At 69.3% G+C, this 22,612-nt stretch carries 19 protein-coding genes and 1 tRNA gene; 14 read left to right on the top strand and 6 right to left on the bottom strand.

What is annotated here, in order from left to right; all coding sequences use genetic code 11:
• Positions 1–115: 115 nt before the first annotated feature.
• The 4 genes from CAP_RS25400 to CAP_RS25385 form a co-directional block, all read right to left on the bottom strand.
• Entirely contained in the window at positions 116–391 is a 276-nt protein-coding gene (locus CAP_RS25400; RefSeq protein WP_044245552.1) for a hypothetical protein, read from the bottom strand.
• 57 nt (positions 392–448) lie between these two features.
• On the bottom strand, positions 449–1,420 hold the full coding sequence (locus tag CAP_RS25395; protein ID WP_044245550.1) for a DUF4190 domain-containing protein: 972 nt from the start codon (positions 1,418–1,420) through the stop codon (positions 449–451).
• Between the two features lie 65 nt (positions 1,421–1,485).
• Complete coding sequence (locus CAP_RS25390; RefSeq protein ID WP_044245548.1) at positions 1,486–2,625, bottom strand: hypothetical protein; 1,140 nt, start codon at positions 2,623–2,625, stop codon at positions 1,486–1,488.
• A gap of 250 nt (positions 2,626–2,875) precedes the next feature.
• A tRNA-Leu gene (locus tag CAP_RS25385) sits at positions 2,876–2,959 on the bottom strand.
• 255 nt (positions 2,960–3,214) lie between these two features.
• On the opposite strand from CAP_RS25385, the gene CAP_RS25380 reads away from it, so the two are divergent.
• The 9 genes from CAP_RS25380 to CAP_RS25340 all read left to right on the top strand — a co-directional run bounded on the left by CAP_RS25380 (position 3,215) and on the right by CAP_RS25340 (position 11,832).
• Positions 3,215–4,606: a dihydroorotase gene (locus CAP_RS25380; protein ID WP_044245547.1), complete on the top strand. Its 1,392-nt coding sequence runs from the start codon at positions 3,215–3,217 to the stop codon at positions 4,604–4,606.
• Entirely contained in the window at positions 4,603–6,033 is a 1,431-nt protein-coding gene (rimO, locus tag CAP_RS25375; protein WP_044245546.1) for a 30S ribosomal protein S12 methylthiotransferase RimO, read from the top strand. Before CAP_RS25380 ends, rimO begins: the two co-directional genes overlap by 4 nt.
• A gap of 108 nt (positions 6,034–6,141) precedes the next feature.
• Positions 6,142–6,534 (top strand): hypothetical protein, encoded by a 393-nt coding sequence (locus tag CAP_RS25370; protein WP_044245545.1) that lies wholly within the window; start codon positions 6,142–6,144, stop codon positions 6,532–6,534.
• Positions 6,535–6,699: 165 nt separating this feature from the next.
• The gene (locus CAP_RS25365; RefSeq protein WP_044245544.1) at positions 6,700–8,220 is read left to right on the top strand and encodes a sigma-54-dependent transcriptional regulator; all 1,521 of its coding nucleotides are present in this window, start codon (positions 6,700–6,702) and stop codon (positions 8,218–8,220) included.
• Positions 8,221–8,342: 122 nt separating this feature from the next.
• Positions 8,343–8,933 carry a type IV pilin protein gene (locus CAP_RS55130; protein WP_044245543.1) on the top strand — a complete coding sequence of 197 codons (591 nt, stop codon included), beginning with the start codon at positions 8,343–8,345 and terminating at the stop codon, positions 8,931–8,933.
• Positions 8,934–9,069: 136 nt separating this feature from the next.
• Positions 9,070–9,663: a type IV pilin protein gene (locus CAP_RS25355; protein ID WP_044245542.1), complete on the top strand. Its 594-nt coding sequence runs from the start codon at positions 9,070–9,072 to the stop codon at positions 9,661–9,663.
• Between the two features lie 74 nt (positions 9,664–9,737).
• A complete protein-coding gene (locus CAP_RS55125; RefSeq protein WP_044245540.1) occupies positions 9,738–10,352 on the top strand; it encodes a type IV pilin protein in 615 nt (204 codons plus the stop codon).
• Positions 10,353–10,414: 62 nt separating this feature from the next.
• Positions 10,415–10,915, top strand: a complete 501-nt coding sequence (locus tag CAP_RS25345; RefSeq protein ID WP_044245538.1) for a hypothetical protein — start codon at positions 10,415–10,417, stop codon at positions 10,913–10,915.
• The gene (locus tag CAP_RS25340) at positions 10,915–11,832 is read left to right on the top strand and encodes a hypothetical protein (RefSeq protein WP_231511685.1); all 918 of its coding nucleotides are present in this window, start codon (positions 10,915–10,917) and stop codon (positions 11,830–11,832) included. The genes CAP_RS25345 and CAP_RS25340 overlap by 1 nt, the downstream gene beginning before the upstream one ends.
• Before the next feature lie 84 nt (positions 11,833–11,916).
• Here CAP_RS25340 and CAP_RS55120 read toward each other — a convergent pair whose 3' ends face one another.
• Both CAP_RS55120 and CAP_RS25330 read right to left on the bottom strand, forming a co-directional pair.
• Positions 11,917–13,848 carry a PEGA domain-containing protein gene (locus CAP_RS55120; protein ID WP_044245536.1) on the bottom strand — a complete coding sequence of 644 codons (1,932 nt, stop codon included), beginning with the start codon at positions 13,846–13,848 and terminating at the stop codon, positions 11,917–11,919.
• Positions 13,849–14,183: 335 nt separating this feature from the next.
• Complete coding sequence (locus tag CAP_RS25330; RefSeq protein WP_156041133.1) at positions 14,184–16,889, bottom strand: hypothetical protein; 2,706 nt, start codon at positions 16,887–16,889, stop codon at positions 14,184–14,186.
• 137 nt (positions 16,890–17,026) lie between these two features.
• On the opposite strand from CAP_RS25330, the gene gatC reads away from it, so the two are divergent.
• The 5 genes from gatC to CAP_RS25305 all read left to right on the top strand — a co-directional run bounded on the left by gatC (position 17,027) and on the right by CAP_RS25305 (position 22,582).
• Complete coding sequence (gene gatC / locus CAP_RS25325) at positions 17,027–17,389, top strand: Asp-tRNA(Asn)/Glu-tRNA(Gln) amidotransferase subunit GatC (protein WP_081865246.1); 363 nt, start codon at positions 17,027–17,029, stop codon at positions 17,387–17,389.
• 5 nt (positions 17,390–17,394) lie between these two features.
• On the top strand, positions 17,395–18,987 hold the full coding sequence (gatA, locus tag CAP_RS25320) for an Asp-tRNA(Asn)/Glu-tRNA(Gln) amidotransferase subunit GatA (protein WP_044245616.1): 1,593 nt from the start codon (positions 17,395–17,397) through the stop codon (positions 18,985–18,987).
• A gap of 20 nt (positions 18,988–19,007) precedes the next feature.
• Complete coding sequence (locus CAP_RS25315) at positions 19,008–19,646, top strand: GNAT family N-acetyltransferase (protein ID WP_231511684.1); 639 nt, start codon at positions 19,008–19,010, stop codon at positions 19,644–19,646.
• 235 nt (positions 19,647–19,881) lie between these two features.
• Positions 19,882–21,429, top strand: coding sequence for a hypothetical protein (locus CAP_RS25310; protein ID WP_197041349.1), 1,548 nt, complete (start codon positions 19,882–19,884; stop codon positions 21,427–21,429).
• Between the two features lie 85 nt (positions 21,430–21,514).
• A complete protein-coding gene (locus CAP_RS25305) occupies positions 21,515–22,582 on the top strand; it encodes an NAD-dependent epimerase/dehydratase family protein (protein WP_081865245.1) in 1,068 nt (355 codons plus the stop codon).
• Positions 22,583–22,612: the final 30 nt, after the last annotated feature.

The following is a 22,612-nucleotide window of genomic DNA, read 5'->3' as shown; positions in this document are numbered from 1 at the left end:
CCTGCCATCGTCTCCACCGCCATACGCATGCCAGAGGAGCTTGGAAAGCCAAGAGATCTCTGGTTCTCGGTCGTCCCCTCAAGGCAGGAGCGTTGTCAGCGCGCCTCAGCAGACATTACTCGCGCGAGCACTCGTAGGGTCCGACCAGCATCAGGGTACGTGAACAGCGAATTCCCACGTTCTTCTTGAGCGTCGAGAACTGCATCGACTGACCGAACGGAGTTCGGGATAGCTGTGTCAGCGTGGGCGCGCAGCCCGAACTTTCGTCGCGGCACGCCACGGTACGCGCGAGCTGCTCCACCTCGGTGTTGTCCGAGAACACGTTGAAAGCAGCAGCGGCGGTGAACGCGAGGCAGAGGAAGATCAGGAGCGTCTGAGCTGCACGTTTCACCCGCGGGAGCGTATCCGAACGCCAGCCTGCTGCGCTGGGTTTCGAGGTCGCGCGTGACTACAGGCGAACCCCCGAACCTGGCAGGGGCTTCCACGGCTCGCGGCGCATGGTGAACTGACCTCGCACGAAGGCCCCCAGCACCGGCGCGATGTTCTCGGGGACGTCGTCGTCCCACTCACCGCCGTCGACGCCGTCCTGCGGGGTCAGGTCGAGCGCAGGCAGAAAGAACCCGGGATAGCGCCTCGACGGGATCTTCAGCTCTTCAAGGTCTTCCTGGAAGACATCGATGTCCACCCGTACCAACCTGACGCCGCGCAAGGCCGTTTGCATGAGCGCTTCGCTCAGGGAACGCTCGACGCCGCGGCATGGCTCGCAGGGATCGCGCGTCGTCATCACCAGGACCTTCTCTCCGACGGCGTAGGCCGTAGCCCGCTGCCTGGCGAGTTCCTCCCCCAGGGTCCGCACGTCAATGCCAACATCCACCAGCGTCAGCTCCCCCACGCGCTTGACCGTGGTCTTCTGAGGGACGCTGCCACCCGGTGAGGGGGCTGCTGCTGCGGCTTGAGCCGTGATCTGGGTGCTCGTGGCGGGAGCCGTCGGCTCGGGCTCGTGGACAGCAACGAGGGTGCCGCGATCATACGTCCACGCCCAGGCACCCAGCGCCAGCGCAGCCCCCCAACCGGTGGTGAAGACAGCTCCAAGTACCAGGCCCACCGTGGCCAGTCTGCGTCCACCGCGCGGGGCTGGCGCCTCGTCAATCTCCCGACGTGCTGCCCACCCCAACACCATCGCTGCCACGGCGCCTACAGGGCCGAGAAACAGCGCGACGACGGACAGGATGGACATCGACGACGTCTGCGCCCGAGGCAAGGAAGACAGCGCGTCTCCCTCGCGATCGACAGCGGGCATCGTGGCGCTGCTCTCCTCCGAGGTCGCGTTGAACGAGGTCGCGTTGAACAGCCTGCAGGGATCGGGTTCACCATCGACGCCACAGCCGTCCTGCCCAGAGCTGATCTGCGCGCTGCCCACACGGGGATACTAGCGCCGCATCGCTTTCACGCCCGCGCTTCCGTCGCCCGAGCAGCGGCCGGAGCTCAAGGGATGCAGGCTGCGTCGAGAAGGCGCAGGAGCGCGCGTTTGGTGCTCACCGAGGGTCCCATGATCTCCGTCCATGCAAGCCCTACCCGGGCCCCTGCCACAGCGATGGCGGGCGGATCTTTCACAGGGTTGATCCCGTCGCTCACACGCACGCCTTGCGCGGAGGGGGCGCCATCCTGCCCGAGACGCGTCAGGAGGAGTCGTCCATCGGCTTTACCGTCGTTCCCTACCCAGGCCACCAGCGCCCCAGGCTCGGCCGATGCAGCCGTACCCCACTTCCCTTTGCCGACCACCCAGGTCGTTGCCGTGGGCTTCGCGCTTGCGTCGAGCGCCCGTGACATGAGGGTTTCCCCCTCCGCCCAGAGAGCCAGCGCGCCGGTGGGCGTAGCCACCAGAGCGACTCTCTCACGCCGAGGGCCCTCCGGAGCGATCTCGTGTGCCTCGCCCTCCTTGCCGGAGGCGTCGAAGCGTGAGACCTGGATGCTGCCGTCCTCCTCATGCCAGGCGACGAAGTAGCCACTCGCATCGGCCGCAATCGCTGGACGACGCGGCTGCTTCGTGTGGTGGGTGACCCCGATCGCCCTCACATTCGGCTCCGCCGGATCCGTGGGCGCGAACAGAAACACGCCGAGTTGCGTCCGCTCGGAGCCGAACGGAGCCGCTGCCACGAGCGCTCCTTTCGGCGTTGGAGCGAGCGCCACATTCTCTCCAGCCTCTTTCCCGACATTCGCCAGGTGCTGTATCCCGGGCGGCGAGGTCTCCCAGCGGGGTCGCGCGTAAGCCAGCCCCTCCGCGTCGAACCACGTGACAGTCCAGGCCCCCCCTGTATCGAAGACGTTCAGTCCTTCTTTGCGGGTCGAGCCGATGGAACGCGCCCGCGCGACCTGTCTGGCGTCACCATCGAAGCCGGCGAACGCGATGTGCGCGTCGGGGTTGTTCTGCAACTCCACCAGCCAGACGGCTGCGAGCGCCCCATCCGAGTTGCGCCCCGTGAGTCCGAGCCCCTGCCGCTGAAGGTAGCTGGCCAGGTCGGCAGTCTTCCCCTTGCAGGTGGCGATCTCCCCCGAAGCCTTGAACTCGGCGACTCCGTCACCTTGAGGCGTGCTCCGCTCAGGGATCGCTGAAGCAGCCGTCACAGTCGCAGCGGCGGTCCCCGAGGGAATCGCAACGGCAGAGGCGGCAGTGCTCCCCGTATCTGCCGGCGGCGCCTGCGTGGAGGAACCCCCCCGATCACAGGCAGCCAGAACCAGCAGGCAGAGCTTCGCGGCTTTCTTCAAGACCGGCAGCCGTGATGAGGTGTGCGGGTTACCAAAACAGGTGCACTGGCAGGGCGCGCCTGGCGGGTGCTGTAGCGAACAGGTCGCCGTCACCCTCGAAGAATCCTAGTGCGAAGCAGAGGACTTGAACCTCCACGGGAGTTACCCCACTGGAACCTGAATCCAGCGCGTCTGCCAATTCCGCCAGCTTCGCTTGCGAACGGACGCATCAACTAGCGGCTTCTTTCTCATCCGTCAAGGGCATCGTGCGCTCCATCGTAACCTCTCTCGGTCCACGTCAGTCCACAGGTGACGTTGCCGGCTCCACCAGGGTAGCTGCCTCAACTCCCGTGGAGTGACCATCTGCTGCACGCCACTGCACGGCAGGGGCCGACAGCCCCTTGAGGCGCGGTGCGTAGCACCAGCTCTGGGTGCCAGGCGAGAGGCGCATGTGCTAGGGGAGCGCCCGATGGCGGCTCCCGTTCCAGCGCAGGTCGTGCCTGCTCACACGACTCTCCCGCTCCTGATCATCACCGGGGTGCGGGCCGTGGATCCCGCCCAGCGCCTCGACGCCGTGGTCGACGTCGTCATGGAAGGCGGCTCCATCTCGCGCATCGGCCGCGGGGCGGCAACGCAAGATCTCCTGCAGTCCGAGCAAGCCATGGTCGTCCGCGGAGACGGGCTGCTCCTCCTGCCGGCATTCATCGACATGCACGCGCACCTGCGGGAGCCTGGGCAAGAATACAAGGAGGACATCGCCTCGGGCCTGGCCGCGGCAGCAGCCGGAGGGTTCGCCCACGTCTGCGCGATGCCCAACACGCGCCCCGTCAACGATACGCGCGCGGTCACCGAGGCGATGATCGCGCGCGCGCGCAGCGTCGGTGGACCGGCGTTGCACCCGATCGGCGCGATCACCGTCGGACAGCGCGGACAGGAGCTGACCGAGATGGCCGACCTGAAAGAGGCAGGTGCGGTCGGGGTCAGCGACGATGGGCGCTGCGTCACCTCGAGTGCGGTGATGCGCCGCGCCCTCGAGTACGCCAGTACCTTCGATCTCGCCGTGATCCAGCATGCGGAGGATCATGCCCTCACCGAGGGAGCTCAGATGCACGAAGGCGCGATCTCTACGCGCCTCGGCTTGCGCGGCTGGCCACGTGTCGCCGAGGACATCATCGTCGCCCGCGACGTGCTTCTCGCCGAAGCCACGGGGGCGCGCTACCACGTCGCGCACGTCTCCTCGCTGGGCGCGGTGCGGATCCTCCGTGAAGCAAAATCTCGTGGCATCTCTGTCACTGCTGAGGTCACGCCGCACCACCTCACGCTCACTGACGAAGCCGTCATCGGCTACGATGCCGTCTGCAAGGTGAACCCGCCGCTGCGCGAGCAAGCTGACGTCGATGCGCTGCGAGAAGCGCTGGCCGATGGCACCATCGACGTGATCGCCACCGATCATGCGCCACACTCCTCCCTCGAAAAAGACTGCGAGTTTGTGGAAGCCTCACCCGGGATGCTCGGGCTCGAGCTGGTCGTGCCGGTACTTCTCGGCCTGGTCCGCGCGGGTAACCTGCCCCTTGGCCGCGTCGTCGACGCGCTCACCCGAGCTCCCGCACGCGTGGTTGGCCTCGACGCTCCCACCCTCGCCCAGGGCGCCCGCGCAGAGCTGTGCCTGGTCGATCCTGAGCACAGGTACCGCCTCGATCCATCACGTCTGCGCTCCAAGAGCAGGAACACCCCCTTGCTGGGCCGCGAGCTGTGCGGCCAGGTCTGCCTCACCATGGCAGGAGGGCGCATCGTCTTCGTAGATCCCCTTATCGAGGCGCAGCGATCGGCGCCTCAGGCCCCGGGAGGGGCCGGCTCATGACCGCCTCGCACACCGTTCATTTCATCAGTCTCGGCTGCCCCAAGAACCGCGTCGACTCGGAGGTCATGCTCGGCGTGGCGCGCAAGGCAGGATACGAGCACGTAGGCGCCCCCGAGGAGGCCGAGGTCATCGTCATCAACACCTGTGGCTTCATCGGCGAAGCCAAGAAAGAGTCGATCGACACCATCCTCGAGATGGCCCAACACAAGGAAGGCGGACGCTGCCAGCGCCTGGTGGTCGCGGGGTGTCTCTCCCAGCGCCACCCCGACGAGCTCGCAGCCGAGATCCCTGAAGTCGATCACTTCCTCGGATCGAGTGACATGCTCCGCCTCGGAGACATCCTTGCAGGTGGCGCCGAACGCATGCTCGTCGGCAACCCGGCAGAGTGGGTGGTGAAGTCATCCGATCCGCGCACCCTCTCCACGCCCGGCGGGAGCGCGTACGTCAAGATCGCGGAGGGATGCAACCGGACCTGCTCCTTCTGCGTGATCCCGGACATGCGTGGCAAGCAGCGCTCCCGGTTGGAAGCCGACGTCGTGCGCGAAGTGGAGCAGCTCGCCGCGGCAGGCGTGCGCGAAGTGAACCTGATCTCCCAGGACACCGTCGCCTGGGGCCGGGACCTGCCCTCCGCAGACAGGACGTCGCTGGCACGGCTCGTCGAGCGCGTCGCAGACGTGCCCGGGATCCGCTGGGTGCGCGTCTTCTATCTGTATCCGGAGACGCTCGACGACGACCTCATCGAGGTCATCGCCCACCACCCCCGCGTGGTCCGCTACGTCGACATGCCCCTTCAACATGCGGCCGACGCCATGCTCCGCCGCATGCGCCGTGGCCACGGCGGCGACAGGCTCCGCCGGGTAGTCTCCAAGCTCCGCGACCGCATCCCCGATCTGACCTTCCGGACGGCTTTCATCGTGGGCCACCCCGGCGAGACCGAGGAGGAATTCGAGGAGCTGTGCGAGTTCATACGCTGGGCAGAGTTCGAGCGCGTGGGAGTTTTTCGCTACTCACCGGAGGACGGGAGCCGGAGCGCCAGCATGGAGGGTGCAGTCCCGGACCGCATCGCCGAGCGCAGGCACCGGAAGCTCATGACCCTCCAGCGCAAGATCTCCCACAAGAAAAGCACGGGCCTCATCGGGCGCGAGCTCGAGGTCCTGGTGGAAGGCCAGAGCGACGAGCATGAGTACGTGCTCATGGGACGTCACGCTGGTCAGGCGCCCGACATCGATGGTCAGGTGTACCTCTCCGGTGGCGAAGCACGCCCTGGAGAGATGCGCCGCGTCCTCGTCACCCAGGCGAGCCACTACGATCTCGTGGGCGAACTCCTTGGCGATGGAGAACCCGCCAGACCCATGCCGGCTCCAGCCCGGGGACGCGTGAGTCTGCGCGTGGTGCAAACCGATGGGCGGACTAGCCAATCGAGTTGACACTTCTGGCAGCCCTCGCCGTCGCTGCCAGGCAGAGTTTCCCGCAAATAGCCACACCTGGGCGCCGGGCATACGTCGTGCTACCGAGCCTCTTCGGAGCCATCACGAATGCAACGCCGCGCAGTCCTCAGTCTCCTCGCCCTCGCGGCCTCGGTCCTTGCCGGCGCAGCCTGCCTGAGCCCCACCCTTCCTCTTCCGCCTCCCGAGGCACCCGACACCATCCAGCCCCTTGCCGATCAAGAGGGCGTGTGGACAATCTCGGGGAATTGCTATGCCGGTGCGCTGGTGACCCTCTTTAACGATCGTACCCGTCAGGGAGTGGTCATCGAAGACACCGACCAGAACGGGCGCTTCACGGTCGAGATCGCGGCAGAGCCCTGCGACCTCGTGTTGATCTCCCAGGAGGTCATCACCGACGACGGGCTCGAGACCAGCCCCCACAACTCGTTCCTCATCGAGGAGCGCGACAGCACCGGGGTCATCGGCGAAGGCTGCCCCTGAACGCTCCGAGGGGGCTCATCCTCCTCGGTAGAGCGCGGCCACGCGCCGTTCGCCGCGCGACGCGACGCACGGCGCGATGCACCATGCGATGTGGAGACGGCTGCCGCGGCACCTGACGGTGGTGCGCTCGTCCCCCCAGGCGTGATGATGATACCTTAGGCCGCGATGGCCTCGGCCCTGCCCAGTCCTCCGCCGCTTGCCCCACGCGTCCTCGTCGTCGACGACGAGCCTGGGCTTCGTCAGGTTCTCGACATCACCTTCCGTCGACAGGGCTACGATGTCGTGCAAGCGCCCGGCGTCCGTCCCGCCCTCGAAGCCATCCGCCAGGCTCCCCAGCCCTTCCCGCTCATCCTCACGGATCTTCTCATGCCCGATGGCTCGGGTATCGAGGTCCTTGCCGCTGCCAAGGCGCGCAGCCAGGCCACCGAGGTGCTCCTCATGACCGCCCACTCGACGGTAGAGGCAGCCATCGAGGCGATGCGGGGCGGAGCATACGACTTCGTCACCAAGCCCTTCTCGCCAGCCGAGATCGCAGCGCTCTCCGCCAAGGCCCTGGAGAAGAGCTCGATCATCTCGGAGAACCGGCGCCTGCGCGCCCAGCTCGAGCGGCTCGAGCCCTCGGCGCACGAACTGCTCGGCGCTGGCGCGGCCATGCAGGCTATTGGCGAGCTGATCGACAAGATCGCGCCGACACGCACCACAGTGCTCATCACCGGCGAGAGCGGCACCGGCAAGGAGCGCATCGCGCGCGCGATCCACGAGCGCAGCGACCGGAGCAAACGCCCCTTCCTCGTGGTGAACTGCGGCGCGCTTCCGGAAGCGCTGATGGAGAGCGAGCTGTTCGGGCACGAGAAGGGCTCGTTCACGGGCGCCGGGACGCGCGCCCTGGGCCTGTTCCGGGAAGCCGATGGCGGCACTGTGCTGCTCGACGAAGTCGGTGAGCTGCCAGCGGCGTTGCAGGTGAAGCTCCTCCGCGTGCTGCAGGAGCGCAAAGTGCGACCTGTCGGCGCCGCCGCCGAGCTCCCGGTCGACGTCCGCGTCCTCGCAGCCACCAACCGTGACGTCGAGGCCGAGGTGCGCGCAGGCCGCTTTCGCCAGGATCTCTACTACCGCCTCAACGTCATCCGCATCGAGGTTCCTCCGCTGCGGGAGCGGCCCGGAGACGTTCTACGACTGGCCGAACGATTCCTCCAGCGCTTCGCCGCCGAGCTTGGCAAGGAGGTGCGTGGCCTCGCGGCGGACGCGCGGCGCGCCCTCGACGCCCATCCCTTCCCCGGCAACGTGCGGGAACTCGAGAACATGATGGAGCGCGCCGTCGCGCTCGCCTCCGGCCCTGCGATCGGCCTCGGAGACCTCCCTGCCTCTGTCGCAGGTCTGAGCGCTAGCCCCTCCCCTCTGCTCACCGAACTCCCGCCTGCGGGCTGCGCGCTCGACGAGGTGCTGGGTGAGGTCGAGCGGCGCCTCATCTTGCAAGCGCTGGAGCGCACGGGAGGTGTGCGCAAGGCGGCGGCGAAGCTGCTCGGGGTCACCTTCCGATCGCTCCGTTACCGCCTTGCCAAGCACGCCCTCTCCACCGAAGACACCGACGAAGACGACGATGCCGAGGCTACCGGCCGAGAATCGTCACTCCCCGGAGGCCCCGGTGACGATTTTGGTCACCGGCGCCCTCCCCTCCCCGGAAAGTGACCCCTTCAAGAACCCATCACCTCGTCCAAACACGAAGGATTCCCATGGATTTTACGCATACCCTCTGTGCTCCTTGCCTCCCCTCCTCTCATGGCACGCGCCGTGCTGATGCAGTCGACCACATGGAGAGCACAACGCGACGTCGGAGGATCGGCGCCAGGGGATTCACCCTGGTGGAGCTCCTTGCGGTCGTCGCGATGATCGGCATCCTCGCGGCCATCGCGCTGGTCGGCTACCGCAGGTACATGAACTCGGCAGGATCTGCCGAAGCAACGGCGGTGATCCAGGGGATCCGTGGCGCAGAAGAAGCCTACAAGGCGGAGATGCTCGTCTACCTCGGGTGCTCTGGTTGCGGGCAACCCCAGGGCTGTGAGCAGGGCCAGGGCTCCCTCACGACCTGGTATCCCATGGACTCGCCGAACTCGCAGAAATCCCACTGGGTCAACCCAGGCCACAGCGACCAGCAATGCTGGCGGCTCCTCAACGTGGTGACGGATGGTCCGGTTCGCTTTGGATACGCAGTCGTCGCGGGCACGTCGTCGAGCATCAGCGTGGCGCTCCCCCCCTTTTCGAGCCCTCCCACGTTTCCAGCGGTCAACGAGCCCTGGTACGTGATCACTGCGCGGGGGGATCGCGACGAAGACGGCACACCAGCGCTCTTCATCGCCTCGTCGCTGCGAGGTGAGGTGTACTCGGAGAACGATTCCGAGTGAGGTAGTCTCATCGAGAAGTCTGGGGCACCCATCGTGGCTGCCTCCATGAAAGTTGGATCGCGGGGCAGCCGGGGCGCTCGCGGCCACCGACATCATCGTCAGGTAGCTCGGCAGAACAACAAGGAAGGATCGATTCATGCGCGCATACAAGCGGTACAACAACAGGGCATTCACGCTGGTCGAGCTCATGATCGTGGTCGCGATCATCGGCGTGCTCGCGGCGCTCGCCATCTACGGCGTCCGTCGCTACATGGCGAGCGCGAAGACGTCCGAAGCCAAGAACACGATCGGCGCCATCTCGCGCGCTGCGGCTGCCTCTTACGAGCGCGAGAACGCCTCGTCCCAGATCCTCAACCCAGGCGACACCTCGGCGGGCACCAACCACCAGCTCTGCGCGACGGCGGATGCCCCGGTTCCCGCTGTTGTTCCGCAGGGCACCAAGTACCAGCCCAGTGAGGCTGACTGGGGTGGCGCGACCGAGCAAACGGGTTGGCGCTGCTTGAAGTTCTCGATGACCCAGCCGATCTACTACCGGTATCACTATACCTTCGGCGCTGCCGGTGCAGGCATCACTGACGCACCGGTGCCTGGAGCCAACGGCTTCGAGGCGGCAGCGGTGGGTGACCTCGACGGCGACACCGTGACCAGCGGTTTCAGCCGCAGCGGCACCGTGACGAACGGCACGCTCGCGCTCGCCACGCAGATCTACATCTTCCAAGAGTACGAATGAGGGCCGCTCGGACCGTTTCTCGCCTGTGAGGGAAGCTGTCCGTGCATCATGAGCGCGGCGAGGAGCAATGAACCATGCGACGCACGACATCCGGTCACATGCGAGCGTTCACGCTCGTGGAGCTGATGATCGTCGTCGCGATCATCGGCGTCCTCGCTGCGCTCGCCGTCGTTGGAGTCCGGCGCTACCTCTCGGCCTCGCGCATTGCTGAAGCCAAGGGGACCGTGGGCGCCATCGCGCGCAGCGCGGCGCTCGCATACGATCAAGAGCGCAACATCTCCGAGATCCCCAGCAGTGGGGGCATCTACATCGCGAACACGCACCGGCTCTGCACCTCGGCGACACCCGTGCCGGCAAACATCAACCAGGTCCAGGGCACCAAGTACCAGCCCGACAATGCTGTCAATTCCGACTTCGGGACCGGCAGCTCACTCGTGGGTTGGCTATGCCTGGGCTTCTCGATAAACGAGCCCGTCCACTTTCAGTACCATTACAATGCCGGTGGCGGCTACCTCAGCTCAGGGCTTACAGGCGCGCCAGTCCCTTCGGAGGACGATGCGTTCGAGGCCGCTGCCCAAGGTGACCTCGATGGCGATGGAAACGTCAGCACCTTCGCACGCGTGGGTGAAGTGCAGAACGGTAACGTGACGATGAGCACGTCCATCTTCATCCACAACGAGTCCGAATGAGGCGAGCACTCACCCGCCGCCTCGGACTGGTGATGCGCCGCCAGGTCGGGTAGAGAAAGCCCATGTCGTGGCGCTCGTGGAGCGCGGTCGAGCTAGGCGCGGTCATCGCCGTGGGCGGAAGCCTCCTCGCCGTCACCATCCCCGCATTCTTCCGCAACCTCAGCGCCTCCAAGCTGAGTGAACCCATCGAGGGACTCGACAGGATGGTCACAAGCGCCCTCGCCTACGCCGAGACGCATCCTCAAGAGATCAGCTTCCCTCCCCCGGCGCCGCTCACCCCCGCGCAGGTCCCCCGCGGCATCCGCGCCCTCGACCCGCCCGAAGCGTGGGAGCACCTGACCTGGAAATCCCTCGACTTCCACTTCGAGGAGCCGCACGCCTTCGCCTTCCAGTTTGAGAGCGCCTTCGACACCACGACGGGCGTCATGCATTTCGTCGCGCGCTCGCACGGAGACCTCGACGGAGACGGCGCGCTCTCGACCTTCGAGGTACGCGGTCAACGCCTCCCGGGACAGCCTCCACGTATCCTCCCCGGGATGTACGTCGATCGGGAGGTGGAGTGATGGCACGCGATGGGCTCCTCACAGCCATCATCGCCGCGGTGGCGGCAGCAACCATCGCTCTCGTCCGCGCACCTGCCACGGAGATGGACCAGCAGGTCCGCGAGACCTCCGACGCCCCCCTGCTGCCGCCGCCCGAACAGGTGGTGCGCCTCTCCCTCGGCTACCGCGCCGCGCTCGCGGATGTGCTGTGGTCCCACGTGCTCGTCTCCCAGGGCCTCCACACCATCGAGCGCCGGCGCTTCGACAACCTCATCTCGCTGATCGACGCCATCAACGCGCTCGACCCCACGTTCCGTGACCCCTACCTCTTCGCTGACGCCCTCATCACCTTCCAGAGCGCCGAGACGCCTCACAGCGAGGTCGTCAAAGCGCGCGAGATCATGGAGCGCGGGACCCAGCACCGACCTCTCGACGGCGAGATCTGGCTGGTGCTCGGCCAGTTCGTCGCCTTCATCGCGCCGGCCGCCTACCTGAAGGATGACGCCGAGAAGCAGCAATGGCGCCTCGACGGCGCCCGCTATCTCGCCCGGGCTGCAGAACTCGGAGGCGGCGACGCCAACATGAGCTGGCAGGCGCTCGGAGGCGCCGCCATCCTCGGCCGGGCGGGGGAGCGTGAAGCGCAGATCCGCTTCCTCCAGCGCACGCTCGCGGTCACCGACAACGAGGAGCTGCAGCAGCAGCTACGCGCGCAGCTCGACCAGCTCCGCGGCGAGCGCATCGCGGACACCTACACGCGGCGGCTCGACAGGTTCAACGACCTCTGGCGCCGCGATCTCCCCTTCACCAGCAAGGCTACCCGGCTCCTCGTGGGCCCGCCCCGCGATCCATTTTACTGCGCGGGCGGCGCGCACGACGACGAAGCGCGCTGCGCCGCCTCCTGGGCGGACTGGGCACAGCGCATTGACGAGGGGCGCTGAGCATCTCAGCGCGACGAGGGGTGCTGGCGGGGCGAGGGCGAGGGCGAGGGCGAGGGCGAGGGCGGGGAGAAGAACGAGGGCGGGTTACTTGAACTTGACGGCGGCCGTCTTGGTCTCGCCGCCCTTCACCGACACGGTGACCGACTTCTTCCCGAGCTCGGGGTGGATGAAGATCACGGTGTGCGACCCGGCCGAGACGCTCACGCCGACCTTCGGCGTGCTCCCCAGGGGGCGACCGTCGAGCACCACCTTCGACACGGGGATCGAGTTGATGTTCAGCGTCCCCTGACCCGAGGATGCTTGCGCCGTAGGCGCAGGCTCCGCTGCCTTCGGCTCCTTTGGCTCCTTCGGCTCGGACGGGGCCGAGGTCGACCCGGTGCTCGGGATCTGCCCGGAGGCCTGCGACACGGGCGCGCCTCCCGTGACCGCCAGCGGCGTCTTGCCAGCCTCCAGGAGCTCGATACGCACCGTCTTCTCCGCCTGGCCATCGTCGAAGGACAGCACCTGCGTGAAGTCGTCGTAGCCTTGCTTCTTGGCGACGAGCCGCCAGCCCTCGCTCGGATCGATGTCGAGCTTCACCGGCGGCGTCTTCCACAGCGTGTCCGGTAGCCGCTTCTCCGTCCCCTTGGTGTTCACCAGGTTCACCACCGCGCCATCGGTACCGAGCTCCAGGGTGACCTGCCCCTTCAGCACCTTCAGTGCGACGTTGCTGACCTCCTTGAGCTGCCCCTGGGTGACCTCGACGGTCTCCTCGCGCTTCTCGTAGCGGTCGCCCCCCTCGAAGCGCAGCTTGTGCGAGCCAGGCGGCAGCGCGAACTCCTGCGGCAGGGTTCCCTTGTCCTCGCCGTCCACGAAGACCTTCACCCCGGACTGCGTGCTCGGGATCTTGACCCCGGTTACCTGCGCGACCACCACGGGTGCGGGCTTCGCCGTCACCGCCGGCACGGCGCTCATGAAGTCCACGAGCACCAAGCTCTCCTTCGAGCCCTCCACGACGCCCGTAGCGTCCTGCGGCGGCAGGTCCGGCGCGATCACCTTCACCGCCTTCGAGCCCGCCTCGAGGCCGCGCACCACGCACGGCACCGTGTCGCACTGCTTCTGGCCGTCGATGAACACCTCGGCCTTGGCGATGGTCACGCCGGCCGGCGCCTTCACGTCGATCTTCAGATCACCCTTCTTCGGCAGGAGCTGGAACACCACGAGCCCGGCGACCGCGAGGAGCGCGATCCCCCCGAGCACGATGCCCGCCTTGCTCCCTCCGCCGCTCTGCGACACCGGCCGCGGGCGCACCGCGGTGGCCTCCTCGCTCCGCCGCGTCGATGGCGGCGTGGAGTGCGCCCCCGAAGCCGGCGGCGCGCTGTGGTAGCCAGGCGCCGCGCCAGCCGTCGGCCCTCGCGCGGCCGCCGCAGCCCCACCGGAACTCGCGAGCAACGCAGCCGCCGAGTTCGGGATTGTCGATCGCATCCCCGCCGCAGGCCGCGGGCCCGTCGGCGCGCCTGCCCCGTCCGTGGTCGCCTTGTCGTAGACGGCCGTGGACTCTTCCTCGTCGTCCCAGTCCATGTCGACCGCGGGCCCGCCCTTGCCCTTCGCTTGACGCGGCGCCTCGTCGGTCTTCGAGGGCTGGCGTGCAGGGGGCGGGACCACGGGCGGCAGCGGCGCCCCCGCGATCGGCGGCGGCAGCGGCGTGCTCGTCGGCGGCCGCGCCGGCGGCGGCATCACGTTGGGCAGCGACGCGCGCACCGGAGGCGACGTGATGGGTGGCAACGACGCCGGGGGAACCGCAGGGGGCGGCGCAGAGATCGGCGGCGCACCGGGTGGCGGCAGCGGTAGCGGAGCGGCTCCGGTCGGCATCGAGGGAGGCGGCGGCAACCCTCCGAGCCCACCCATGAGGGTGCTCCGCTGTTGCCGTGCCTGGCTTGGCGGGGGGGGCGTCAGGCCGGGGATCGCGGAGCGTGGCTGCTTCTTCGCGAGCCCCTCGAAGACATCCAGATCGCTGCCGCCCTTGTCATCGGACATGTTCGGGCACTCCTCAACGGAAACGGAACGCGGCGCCAGCGGCCGCAGCTTCAGGGACCATGTCGCGCACGGAGCGCGACGAACACGGATGCGATGCGAAAGCCCAGAGCACAGCCTGCCCGGAAGGACGTCGTACCCGCGGCTCACCGCCAGGGTACCGCTGCTCAAGAGATTTCGCGAGGGCCTTCAACGCACACCACCCGACCTCGCACCGGACCTCATCCGTGCGTGCGAGCAGCAGAAGCAGTTGCGAACGCCATCGAGAGGGCGGGGCACCGCGGTGCTTTTTAATCGCTGAAGCGCCCACTGCACAAGTTTGGCGGCGGACGCCGCCGTCAATCGTCCGCTTTTTTGAAATACCGGATGCGCTTCTGCTGGAGGGGATACCAGGTCTCCCGCGGCACGATCGGCGTGTCCTCGAACATCCGCCCTGCCCCTGGGGTCCCGGCCCGGACGAGCCGCACCACCCCCGCCCCCGTCGGGGCGTGAACCGCGCTCCCCGACAGGTCTGTGTCGCCGCCCAGCGCCAGATCCAGCCGCCGTGCCAGGAGGAGCCGCGACGAGCACCCGAGCCCCTTCACGAAATTCTCCAGCGCTTGCGCATCCCGCGGATCCCCCACGGCCCCCGCGCTTCCAGCGCGCTCGCCCCCCCCGCCCGGCGCCGCCACCCCCGCGTCCCCGGTCGCGCTCCCCGCGGCAGGTGCCCCGGCCCCCAGGACCTCCGCATAGACCAGCATGCCCCCATCATCTTGCACCCCCACGGCCGCCACCGCGTTCATCCCGGCCGCGGCGGTCGCGCTCCCTGTCGCGATCCGCGACGCTCCGGCCGCGGGAGGTGCCGCTCCGATCGAGAACACCCCCTCCGCGTGCCACAGCCCGAGCCCCTCTGCCGAGGCGCCAGGCCCCCCCGGCCCCACGAGTGCCACCACCTTCCCTTCGTTTCCCGTTGGCGCTGCCTTCACCGCGCGCGGATCCATCTTCAGCACCCGCAGCGTGAAGTCGGGCCGCGACGCGTCCGGCCGCACCTCCGTCACTGCCACCGCGTAGGGGAATCCATGGTGCGGGAGCCCCTTCACCCGCCACTCCCCTTCCCCGGCCTTGCCCGGCACCGCAGACGCGAGCGCCTCCCCGGGCAGGACGTGGCGAAACGTCATGTAGAAAAAGTCACGCGCCTCCCGCCGGATGTAGCGCGGAAAGTTCATCAGCCCCATTCCCCGGATGAACCTCCGCCCGCGGAAGCGCCACCCTTCGAGGCCGGCGACCTCCCCCTCTGCCTCCCAGTCGTGCTGTAGCGGGCGCCCCAGCGCCGGCAGCTCCTCGGACTTCGCCACGTGGTAGAACTCGAGCCCGCTGTGCCCCGCGTTCATGTCGAGCGCGATGCCGTAGCTGCAGCGCACCTGGATCATCGCCTGGGACAGCGCCTCCGGGCTCAGATCCGCGCCGTAGAAGTACGCGACGAAATCCTCCTTCGTCAGGCAGATCCCCGTTCGTACTGTGTGCGTCTTGTCCTCCCACCCCGGCGGCGTCCCACCCCACCAGGTGCGCTGGTACGGGTTGAACTTCTGGTCCTGGACCATCACCGTCATGTTCTGCCGGTAGGACATCATCCAGGGCGGGATCTGCGGGTTCTCTGGCCAGGTCCCGAAGGCCGTCGTCCCGTCGCGCCGCACCGCCACCGTCGCCGCGAAGGGCTTCGGCGGCAGATACACCACGCCGTCGGCCATCATCCCGAACTCGCCGTGCAGCGCCTGGAAGCCCGCGTTCGAGCCCGCGACCACCCGCTTCATCACCTCGGGCGTGCGCGGGATGAGCCCCGGCCCAGCTTCCCCCGTCGCCCCCTTCGGCTCCACGGTGCCGCTCATCATGTGCAGCTCCACCTGCCGCGGATCCCAGAGCGCCACGAAGACCCGCACCACCTTGCGCGACCTGTCCGGCCGGATGAAGGTGGTCACGAACGCTGGTGGCAGCCCTGGCAGCTTGCGCAGGAACTCGTCCCCGCCCTGCTGCCTCCACTGCCCCTCCCCTTCGAGCGGCGGCGTCACCCACGGGTCGAGCGGCGCCGGAGGCCAGCCGAGCTCCGGATCCGTCGGCTCCTGCCGGGTGGCTACCCCGAGGTTCGCCTGGCCCATCTCATTGGCGATCTGCTCGGCGCTGTCCTCCGCGTTCTCTGTCTGCTGCTTCACCGTGTCGATGACGCCGAGGCCGACCATCTTCACGTACTGCATCGCCTCGTCGCCGATGACGGTACGCACCCGGTCCACCGCCCACGTAACGAGGTTCCCCGGGCGCGCGATCTCGCCGTCCTCGGCGCGGAGCCACCCCGGCAGCGGCGCACCTCCCACGAGCGCCACCGGCTCTGCCGCGAGTGAGACCCGCGCTTCGCTCGCCCCGGCGCGGATCACCACCGCTTCCTGTTCCAGCGCGACGGAGACCTCCGCCGCCTTCTCCCCCTCACCGGCCGGCGCATCCACGGCCAGCGTCCGCCGCCCGATCCCGCGGAGCCTCCCCGTCGCTTGCCAGTTGGAGATCGCGTGCTGCGCGCGCTCCATCCTCGGCCACTCCGCCGACGCCGACGCCGGATGGCCGCGCAGATCGAGAACGTGCACCGTGGGAGACGCCCCCTCGATCATCGGCCGCGACACGTAGGCCACCACCTGCCCCCGCACCACCGGCAACGACTCGTCCGCGCCGCTCGTCTCGGTCAGGTTGTGCACCTCGCCCACCCCGACGAGCACCCCCTCGGGCGAGAGGGCAGTGTCCACCAGAAACAGATCGCTCGCCTCCCCCTCGGCTGCCGCCCCACGCACCAGGGCGCGGCTGCTCGGGCCGAAGCTCCCGAGCGCGCCCCGCGGCCCGTCCACCCACACCACGTTCGAGGGCGCAGCGACGATGCCCTGCCCCGCGAGAGACCCGGCGAGCGCCGCGGAGCGCCCGCGCGCGTCGACGAACGTATCCCGCGACAGGACGAGCGCCGCGCAGGCACCCACGATCATCGCGCCGACGCGCAACCCACGGGGAGTTGAAGCGAGAGGAGGAAGCATGCCCGAATGCCCAGGAGCGCCAGCGACAGACCGGGCGCCGTCCGGCGTTAACACCACCCGACGCAAACGACCAGCCCCCGGGTGCCTCAGCGCCGTGGCGCGCGCCTCGCCCTCGATGGTAGACCCCTCACGGCCCCATGACCGACGCAGCCTCTCCCCCCGGTCCCAGCGCGAGCGCCTCCCTCCCTCACGCTCCCCTCACGGAAGCTCCCCTGCAGCGTGAGCAGGTCCTCGCGCTCGCGCGGCTCGCCCACCTCGACATTTCTCCCGCGGAGGTCGACCGGCTCACCGGCGACCTCGCAAACATCCTCGCGTACGTGCGCCAGCTCGAAGCGCTGGACGTCTCCGACGTGCCGCCCACCGCGCAGATCCTCCTCGCGCGCTCCCCCCTGCGCGAGGACGCCGAGATCCCGAGCTTCCCCCAGGACACTGCGCTCGCGGAGGCGCCCCGCGTACAGGACGGCGGGTTCACCGTCCCCACCTTCGTGGACGAAGGGTGAACGCCATGACCACGGACATCCTCGACCACTCCATCCCCGAGATCGCGGCGCGCTGCGCCCGCGGCGAGGTCAGCGCCGAGGAGATCACCCGCGCCGCCCTCGACCGCATCCAGAGCCGCAACCCCGCCCTCGGCGCCTTCCTCACCGTGCAGGGAGACACCGCCCTCGCCGCCGCCCGCGCGGTCGACGCCCAGCGCACCCGCGGCGAGCCCCTCGGCCCCCTCGCCGGCGTGCCCATCGGCCTCAAGGACGCCCTCTGCTCTGCCGACGCCCCTGCGACCGCCGGCTCTCTCGTCCTCACCCGCAAGGCCCCCCGCGACGGCAGCCCTGAGCGCGACCCCGAGCGCGGCTACCGCCCCCCGTACGACGCCACCGTCGTCGCGCGGCTCCGCGCGGCCGGCGCCATCCTCCCTGGCAAGTGCAACATGGACGAGTTCGCGATGGGCTCGTCGAACGAGAACAGCGCCTTCTTCCCGGCGAGGAACCCCTGGGACTCCGAGCGCACCCCCGGCGGCTCCTCCGGTGGCAGCGCCGTGGCCGTGGCCGCCGGCATGACCCCTGGCGCCCTCGGCTCCGACACGGGCGGCTCCATCCGCCAGCCCGCCGCGCTCACTGGCGTGGTCGGCGTCAAGCCCACCTACGGCCGCGTGTCCCGCTACGGCCTCATCGCCTTTGCCTCGAGCCTCGACCAGATCGGCCCCTTCGCCGCCGACGTCCGCGGCGCTGCGCGCCTGCTCGAGGTCATTGCCGGCCACGACCCCCGCGATGCCACGAGCCTCCCCGTCGCTGTCGACGCCTACGAGGCTGCCTGCGGCCGCGACGTCGCCGGCCTGCGCATCGGCGTCCCCGAGGAGTACTTCGCCGAGGGCATCGAACCTGGCGTCGACGCCGCCGTGCGCCGGGCCCTCGACGGCCTCCGTGGCCTCGGCTGCGAGGTACGCCCCGTCCACCTCCCCCACACCCGCCACGCCGTCGCCGCCTACTACATCGTGGCCACCGCCGAGGCCTCGTCGAACCTCGCCCGCTTCGACGGCGTCCGCTTCGGCCTGCGCGAGGACGCCTCGCAGGGCGACCTGCGCGGCATGTACGGCAAGACGCGCGGCGCCGGCTTCGGCCCCGAGGTGAAGCGCCGCATCATGCTCGGCACCTACGTCCTCTCCGCCGGCTACTACGACGCCTACTACCTCCGCGCCCAGAAGGTCCGCACCCTCATCCAGCGCGACTTCGACGCGGCCTTCCGCAAGGTGGACCTCATCGCCGCCCCTGTCTCTCCCACCACCGCATTCCGCCTCGGCGATCGCACGGACGACCCGCTCGCCATGTACCTCGCCGACGTCTACACCCTTCCCGCGAGCCTCGCCGGCCTCCCCGCCCTCAGCGTCCCCTGCGGCCTCGCCCCCGCGCCCGACGCACCGACCGCCAGCGCGACCCGCAGCGTGATCTCCAGCTTGATCGACAGCGCGATCGCCAAGGCCAAGGCGCTCCCCATCGGCCTGCAGCTCATCGCCCCCGCCCTCGCCGAGGCGCGCCTCTTCACCGCAGCCCACGCCTGGGAACAGATCTCCCCCGTGCGCGGCGCCCGCGCTCCTTCGTCGTGAGTCCCAGCGAAGGAACCCCGGTGTCCGCCCCGCCTTCCCCCGAGATGCACCCGCACATCGAGACGTTCGCCGCACGCCCCGAGCACCGGGACGGCCTCGTTGCGCTCTTCGAGGAGGGGGGCTCGCCCTGCTACTGCCGCTACTACCACTTCCCCGGCGCCGTGAACGAGTGGCTCGAACGCTGCGCGGTACGCGCGGACGAGAACCGCGACGAGCTGTCCCATGCCCTCGCCACCGGCAGCGACGAGGCGCGCGGCGTCGTGGCCATCGCGCGCCCTGCACCGGACGCTGCGCCGAAGCTCGTCGGCTGGCTCAAGGTCACCCCTGCCGCCCTGATGCACAGGGCCTACGACAAGAGGCTCTACAGGAACCTGCCTTGCTTCGCCGGCGACCGCGCGGGTGTGTTCCTCATCGGCTGCGCCCTCGTCCATCCCGACTTCCGCAAGCAGGGCGTGACCACTGCCCTCGTCGCCGGTGCGGTGCGCCTCGCCCCCGCCTGGGGAGCCACGGCCCTCGAAGCCTTGCCCCGCCGCCCCCGAGAGGCGGTGCGCGACGACGAGCTCTGGACCGGCCCCGTCTCCGCCTTCATGGCGAACGGCTTTGAAGAGGTGCACGCCTTCGAGCCCTACCCTGTCCTCCGCCGGAGCTGCGCCCCCTGAGCCTGGCCTCGCCGGTCGTGGGGTCTTCCAGCATCACTTCATGAAGTGTTTCCCGATCTGCTTCTTGACCGACGCACCTCATGTCCAGCCGAACGAGGTGTCTCGGGGCATCCACGAAGCCCCACGGTGCTCCGGTTCACCTTCGCTCAGGTCCCCCGATCGTGTTCCTCCCGGCGCCGCGCGGCCACGGGGGACGGGTAGCTCCCGACCGCTGAACAGATCTAGAGTCGCGCCCTTGCGCAGAGGTGCCTGCTTCAGCGGTGTGGCCCTGATGGCAGCGACGGGCTGCGGCCAGTGTTCACCCTCTTCTCCTCCGGTGCCTCCGGAACCTCCCCCTTCCTTCGAGGCCCCCGCGCCGCTCCCCCCCGCGCATGCCTGGACGTTCCAGGAGATGCGGGGCGTGCCGCTCTTCGCCTCCCCGCGCGGCTGCACGCCACGCGCTCCTGCGCTGCGGGCCCAGGTGGCGCAGAGCACCGGCTTCCTCGCGGAGCGCGGCACCCCGAGCACGCTGGTCATCGCCGATGCCAGCGACGATGCGTCACGCCTGCTCGGGGTCTCGCTGGTGACCTTCGATGCCGCCGGCGCGATCGCCGCGCAGCGTCCGCTGCCCTGGCTCGCGCCGGAGGTCCCACCGCGGCTGGGGCGCACGGCCGAGGGGGGTTGGCTCTCGACGTTCGGTGAGCACCACGGCGCGGGGAGCGTGGAACTCGGGCTCGCCCGCGAGGACGCAGCGGAGCGCGTGGGAGAAGGTGACCGCTTCGAGGCCGTGGACCTGATGTGCGAAGCAGGCGCCTGCGCGCTGCTGACGCCGCGGCTCGGCCGGGTGGCCATGCCGGGTGCCGAGGTGTGGCTCGGGGCAGCGACGGCCCCCATCGCGACCTGGAAGCGGGTGGTGATCGAAGCTGCGGGAGACGAGGGCCAGCCGCTCGCGATCGCGGCGATCGAGCCATCCTCGCCTGGCAGTGCAGTGCCGCGCGCAGCTCTCGTCGCGCTCTCGTTCCGGAAACACGTGGCGTTCTTCCGCGCAGAAGGAGCCCCCGGAGATGCCAGCCCGATCGCCGCGGACGCTGGCCAGGCCATGGCGGACGCTGGCCAGGCCATGATGGATGCTGGCCCGATCTCGACGGACGCCGGTCAGACCACAGCCGATGCCAGCCCGCCCGCGCCAGATGCCAGCCCGCCCGCGCCAGATGCCGGCCAGGCTTCCGCGGAGACGCCGCCCCCGGCGCCGGGAAACGTGGCAGCCCCGCAGGGGGTACGGGAGACATGGCGTGTGGCGAGCCCCCACGGCGTGCTGGATGCGCTGGGCCTTCCAGCGCCCACGGTGATGCTCCACGGGACACCGGTGGACGACGAGGGCTGCGTGCGGACCCGAGGCGCGCTGGCAGGCGATCCCCAGGACGACGCAGCGCAGGAGGACGAGGTGGGAGGAGGCGACCGAGACGCGCCGACGGGAAGCCGCGCGAGCGTGCGTTTCGCGCAAGGGGGCCAGCACGTCGACGTGCAGGCGCCGGCGCCGCCGCTCCGGGGGGCGCTGCGACGGCTCCGGCGCGGGGCGCTCGCGACCTGGATCGCGCCCCTCGGCTGCCGTTCCACGCGGAAGGTGGTGTACGCGGTGCGCCTCGATGCGTCGGGGAAGCCCGAGGGTGCGGTGATCCCGGTGGCTGACGCGGAGCGGTATGCGGTTGCGGCTTCCGGGGACGCGGTGGACCTGTGGCTGCAGCGGGGCGACGCGGTGATCTGGGCCAGGCTCACCTGCGGCGAGGTCTCGCAGGGCCGGTGAGGCCGTCCGGCGCGGGGCGTCGGAAAGCGCCGCGTTTCGGCGCGCGCTTGCCTGCGCAGCCCGGTCGAGTACTGTCCCGCGCCGCATGGCCTCGCGCTCATCCAAGCCCCCTGCCCCGGGCAGCTCTCCGCCTCCCTCACCGGGGACATCGACGGACAGGCCCACCCGCGGCCGCGTCGTCGCCCTCACTGGCGCCGCCGCGTTCCTCGGCAGGAACCTGCTCGGGCTCCTCGAAGAGGATCCGCGCATCGCGCGGATCGTGGCGTTCGACATCAAGACGCCCGAGACCGCGGGGCCGAAGACGCGCGTGGTGTCGGTGGATCTCACCTCGCCCTCCTCGGAGCAGCGCCTCGCCGAGGCCCTCGTGGAGGAGCAGGTCGACACCCTGGTGCACCTCTGCTTCCTGTCCTCGCCGACCCACGCGACGGCGTGGGCCCACGAGCTGGAGTCCATCGGGACCATGCACATCCTGAACGCGGCCCGGCGGGTGAACCTGCGCAAGCTCGTGATGTGGAGCCAGACCATCCTCTACGGGGCGCACCCGACCAACCCGAACTTCCTGACGGAGAAGCACCCGCTACGCGCCGACTCCGAGGAGCACTACTTCGCCGACAAGATGGCCGCCGAGCGGGAGGTGAACGCCTTCAGCGTGAAGTCGAAGGGAACCATCGTGACCATCCTCCGCACTGCGCCCCTGCTCGGGCCGACGGTGCACAACTACGTGACCCGCTACCTGTCGCAGCGCGCGGCCTTCACCCTGCTCGGCTTCGACCCGCTGTGGCAATTCCTGCACGAGGTCGACGCGCTCGCCGCGTTCAAGCTCGCCATCGATCGCGACGTGCCGGGGACGTTCAACATCGTGGGGGACGGGGTGCTGCCGCTGTCCACGGTGGCCCGCATGGCCGGCTTGAGCAGCGTCCCGGTGCTCCACACCCTGGCGGGTCCGCTCATCGGCGCGCTGTGGACGGTGCAAGCCGCGGCGACCCCGCCGAGCTTCCTCCGCTACCTCCGGTACATCTGCGTCGCCGACGGGACGAAGGCTGCGCAGACCATGGGCTTCCGGCCCATGTACTCCACGCGCGAGGCGCTGAGCGACTACATCGGCGCTCAGCGGCTCCGTGACGCGCAGCTCCTCTCCGACCCTCCGGCCTGAGCGCGTCGCGACGCGTGGCGGCTTCGAGAG

The sequence above is a fragment of the Chondromyces apiculatus DSM 436 genome, from assembly GCF_000601485.1.
Taxonomy (GTDB): domain Bacteria; phylum Myxococcota_A; class Polyangia; order Polyangiales; family Polyangiaceae; genus Chondromyces; species Chondromyces apiculatus.
Note: the sequence above shows the minus strand (reverse complement) of the source record. Positions and strands in the feature narration are given on the sequence as shown.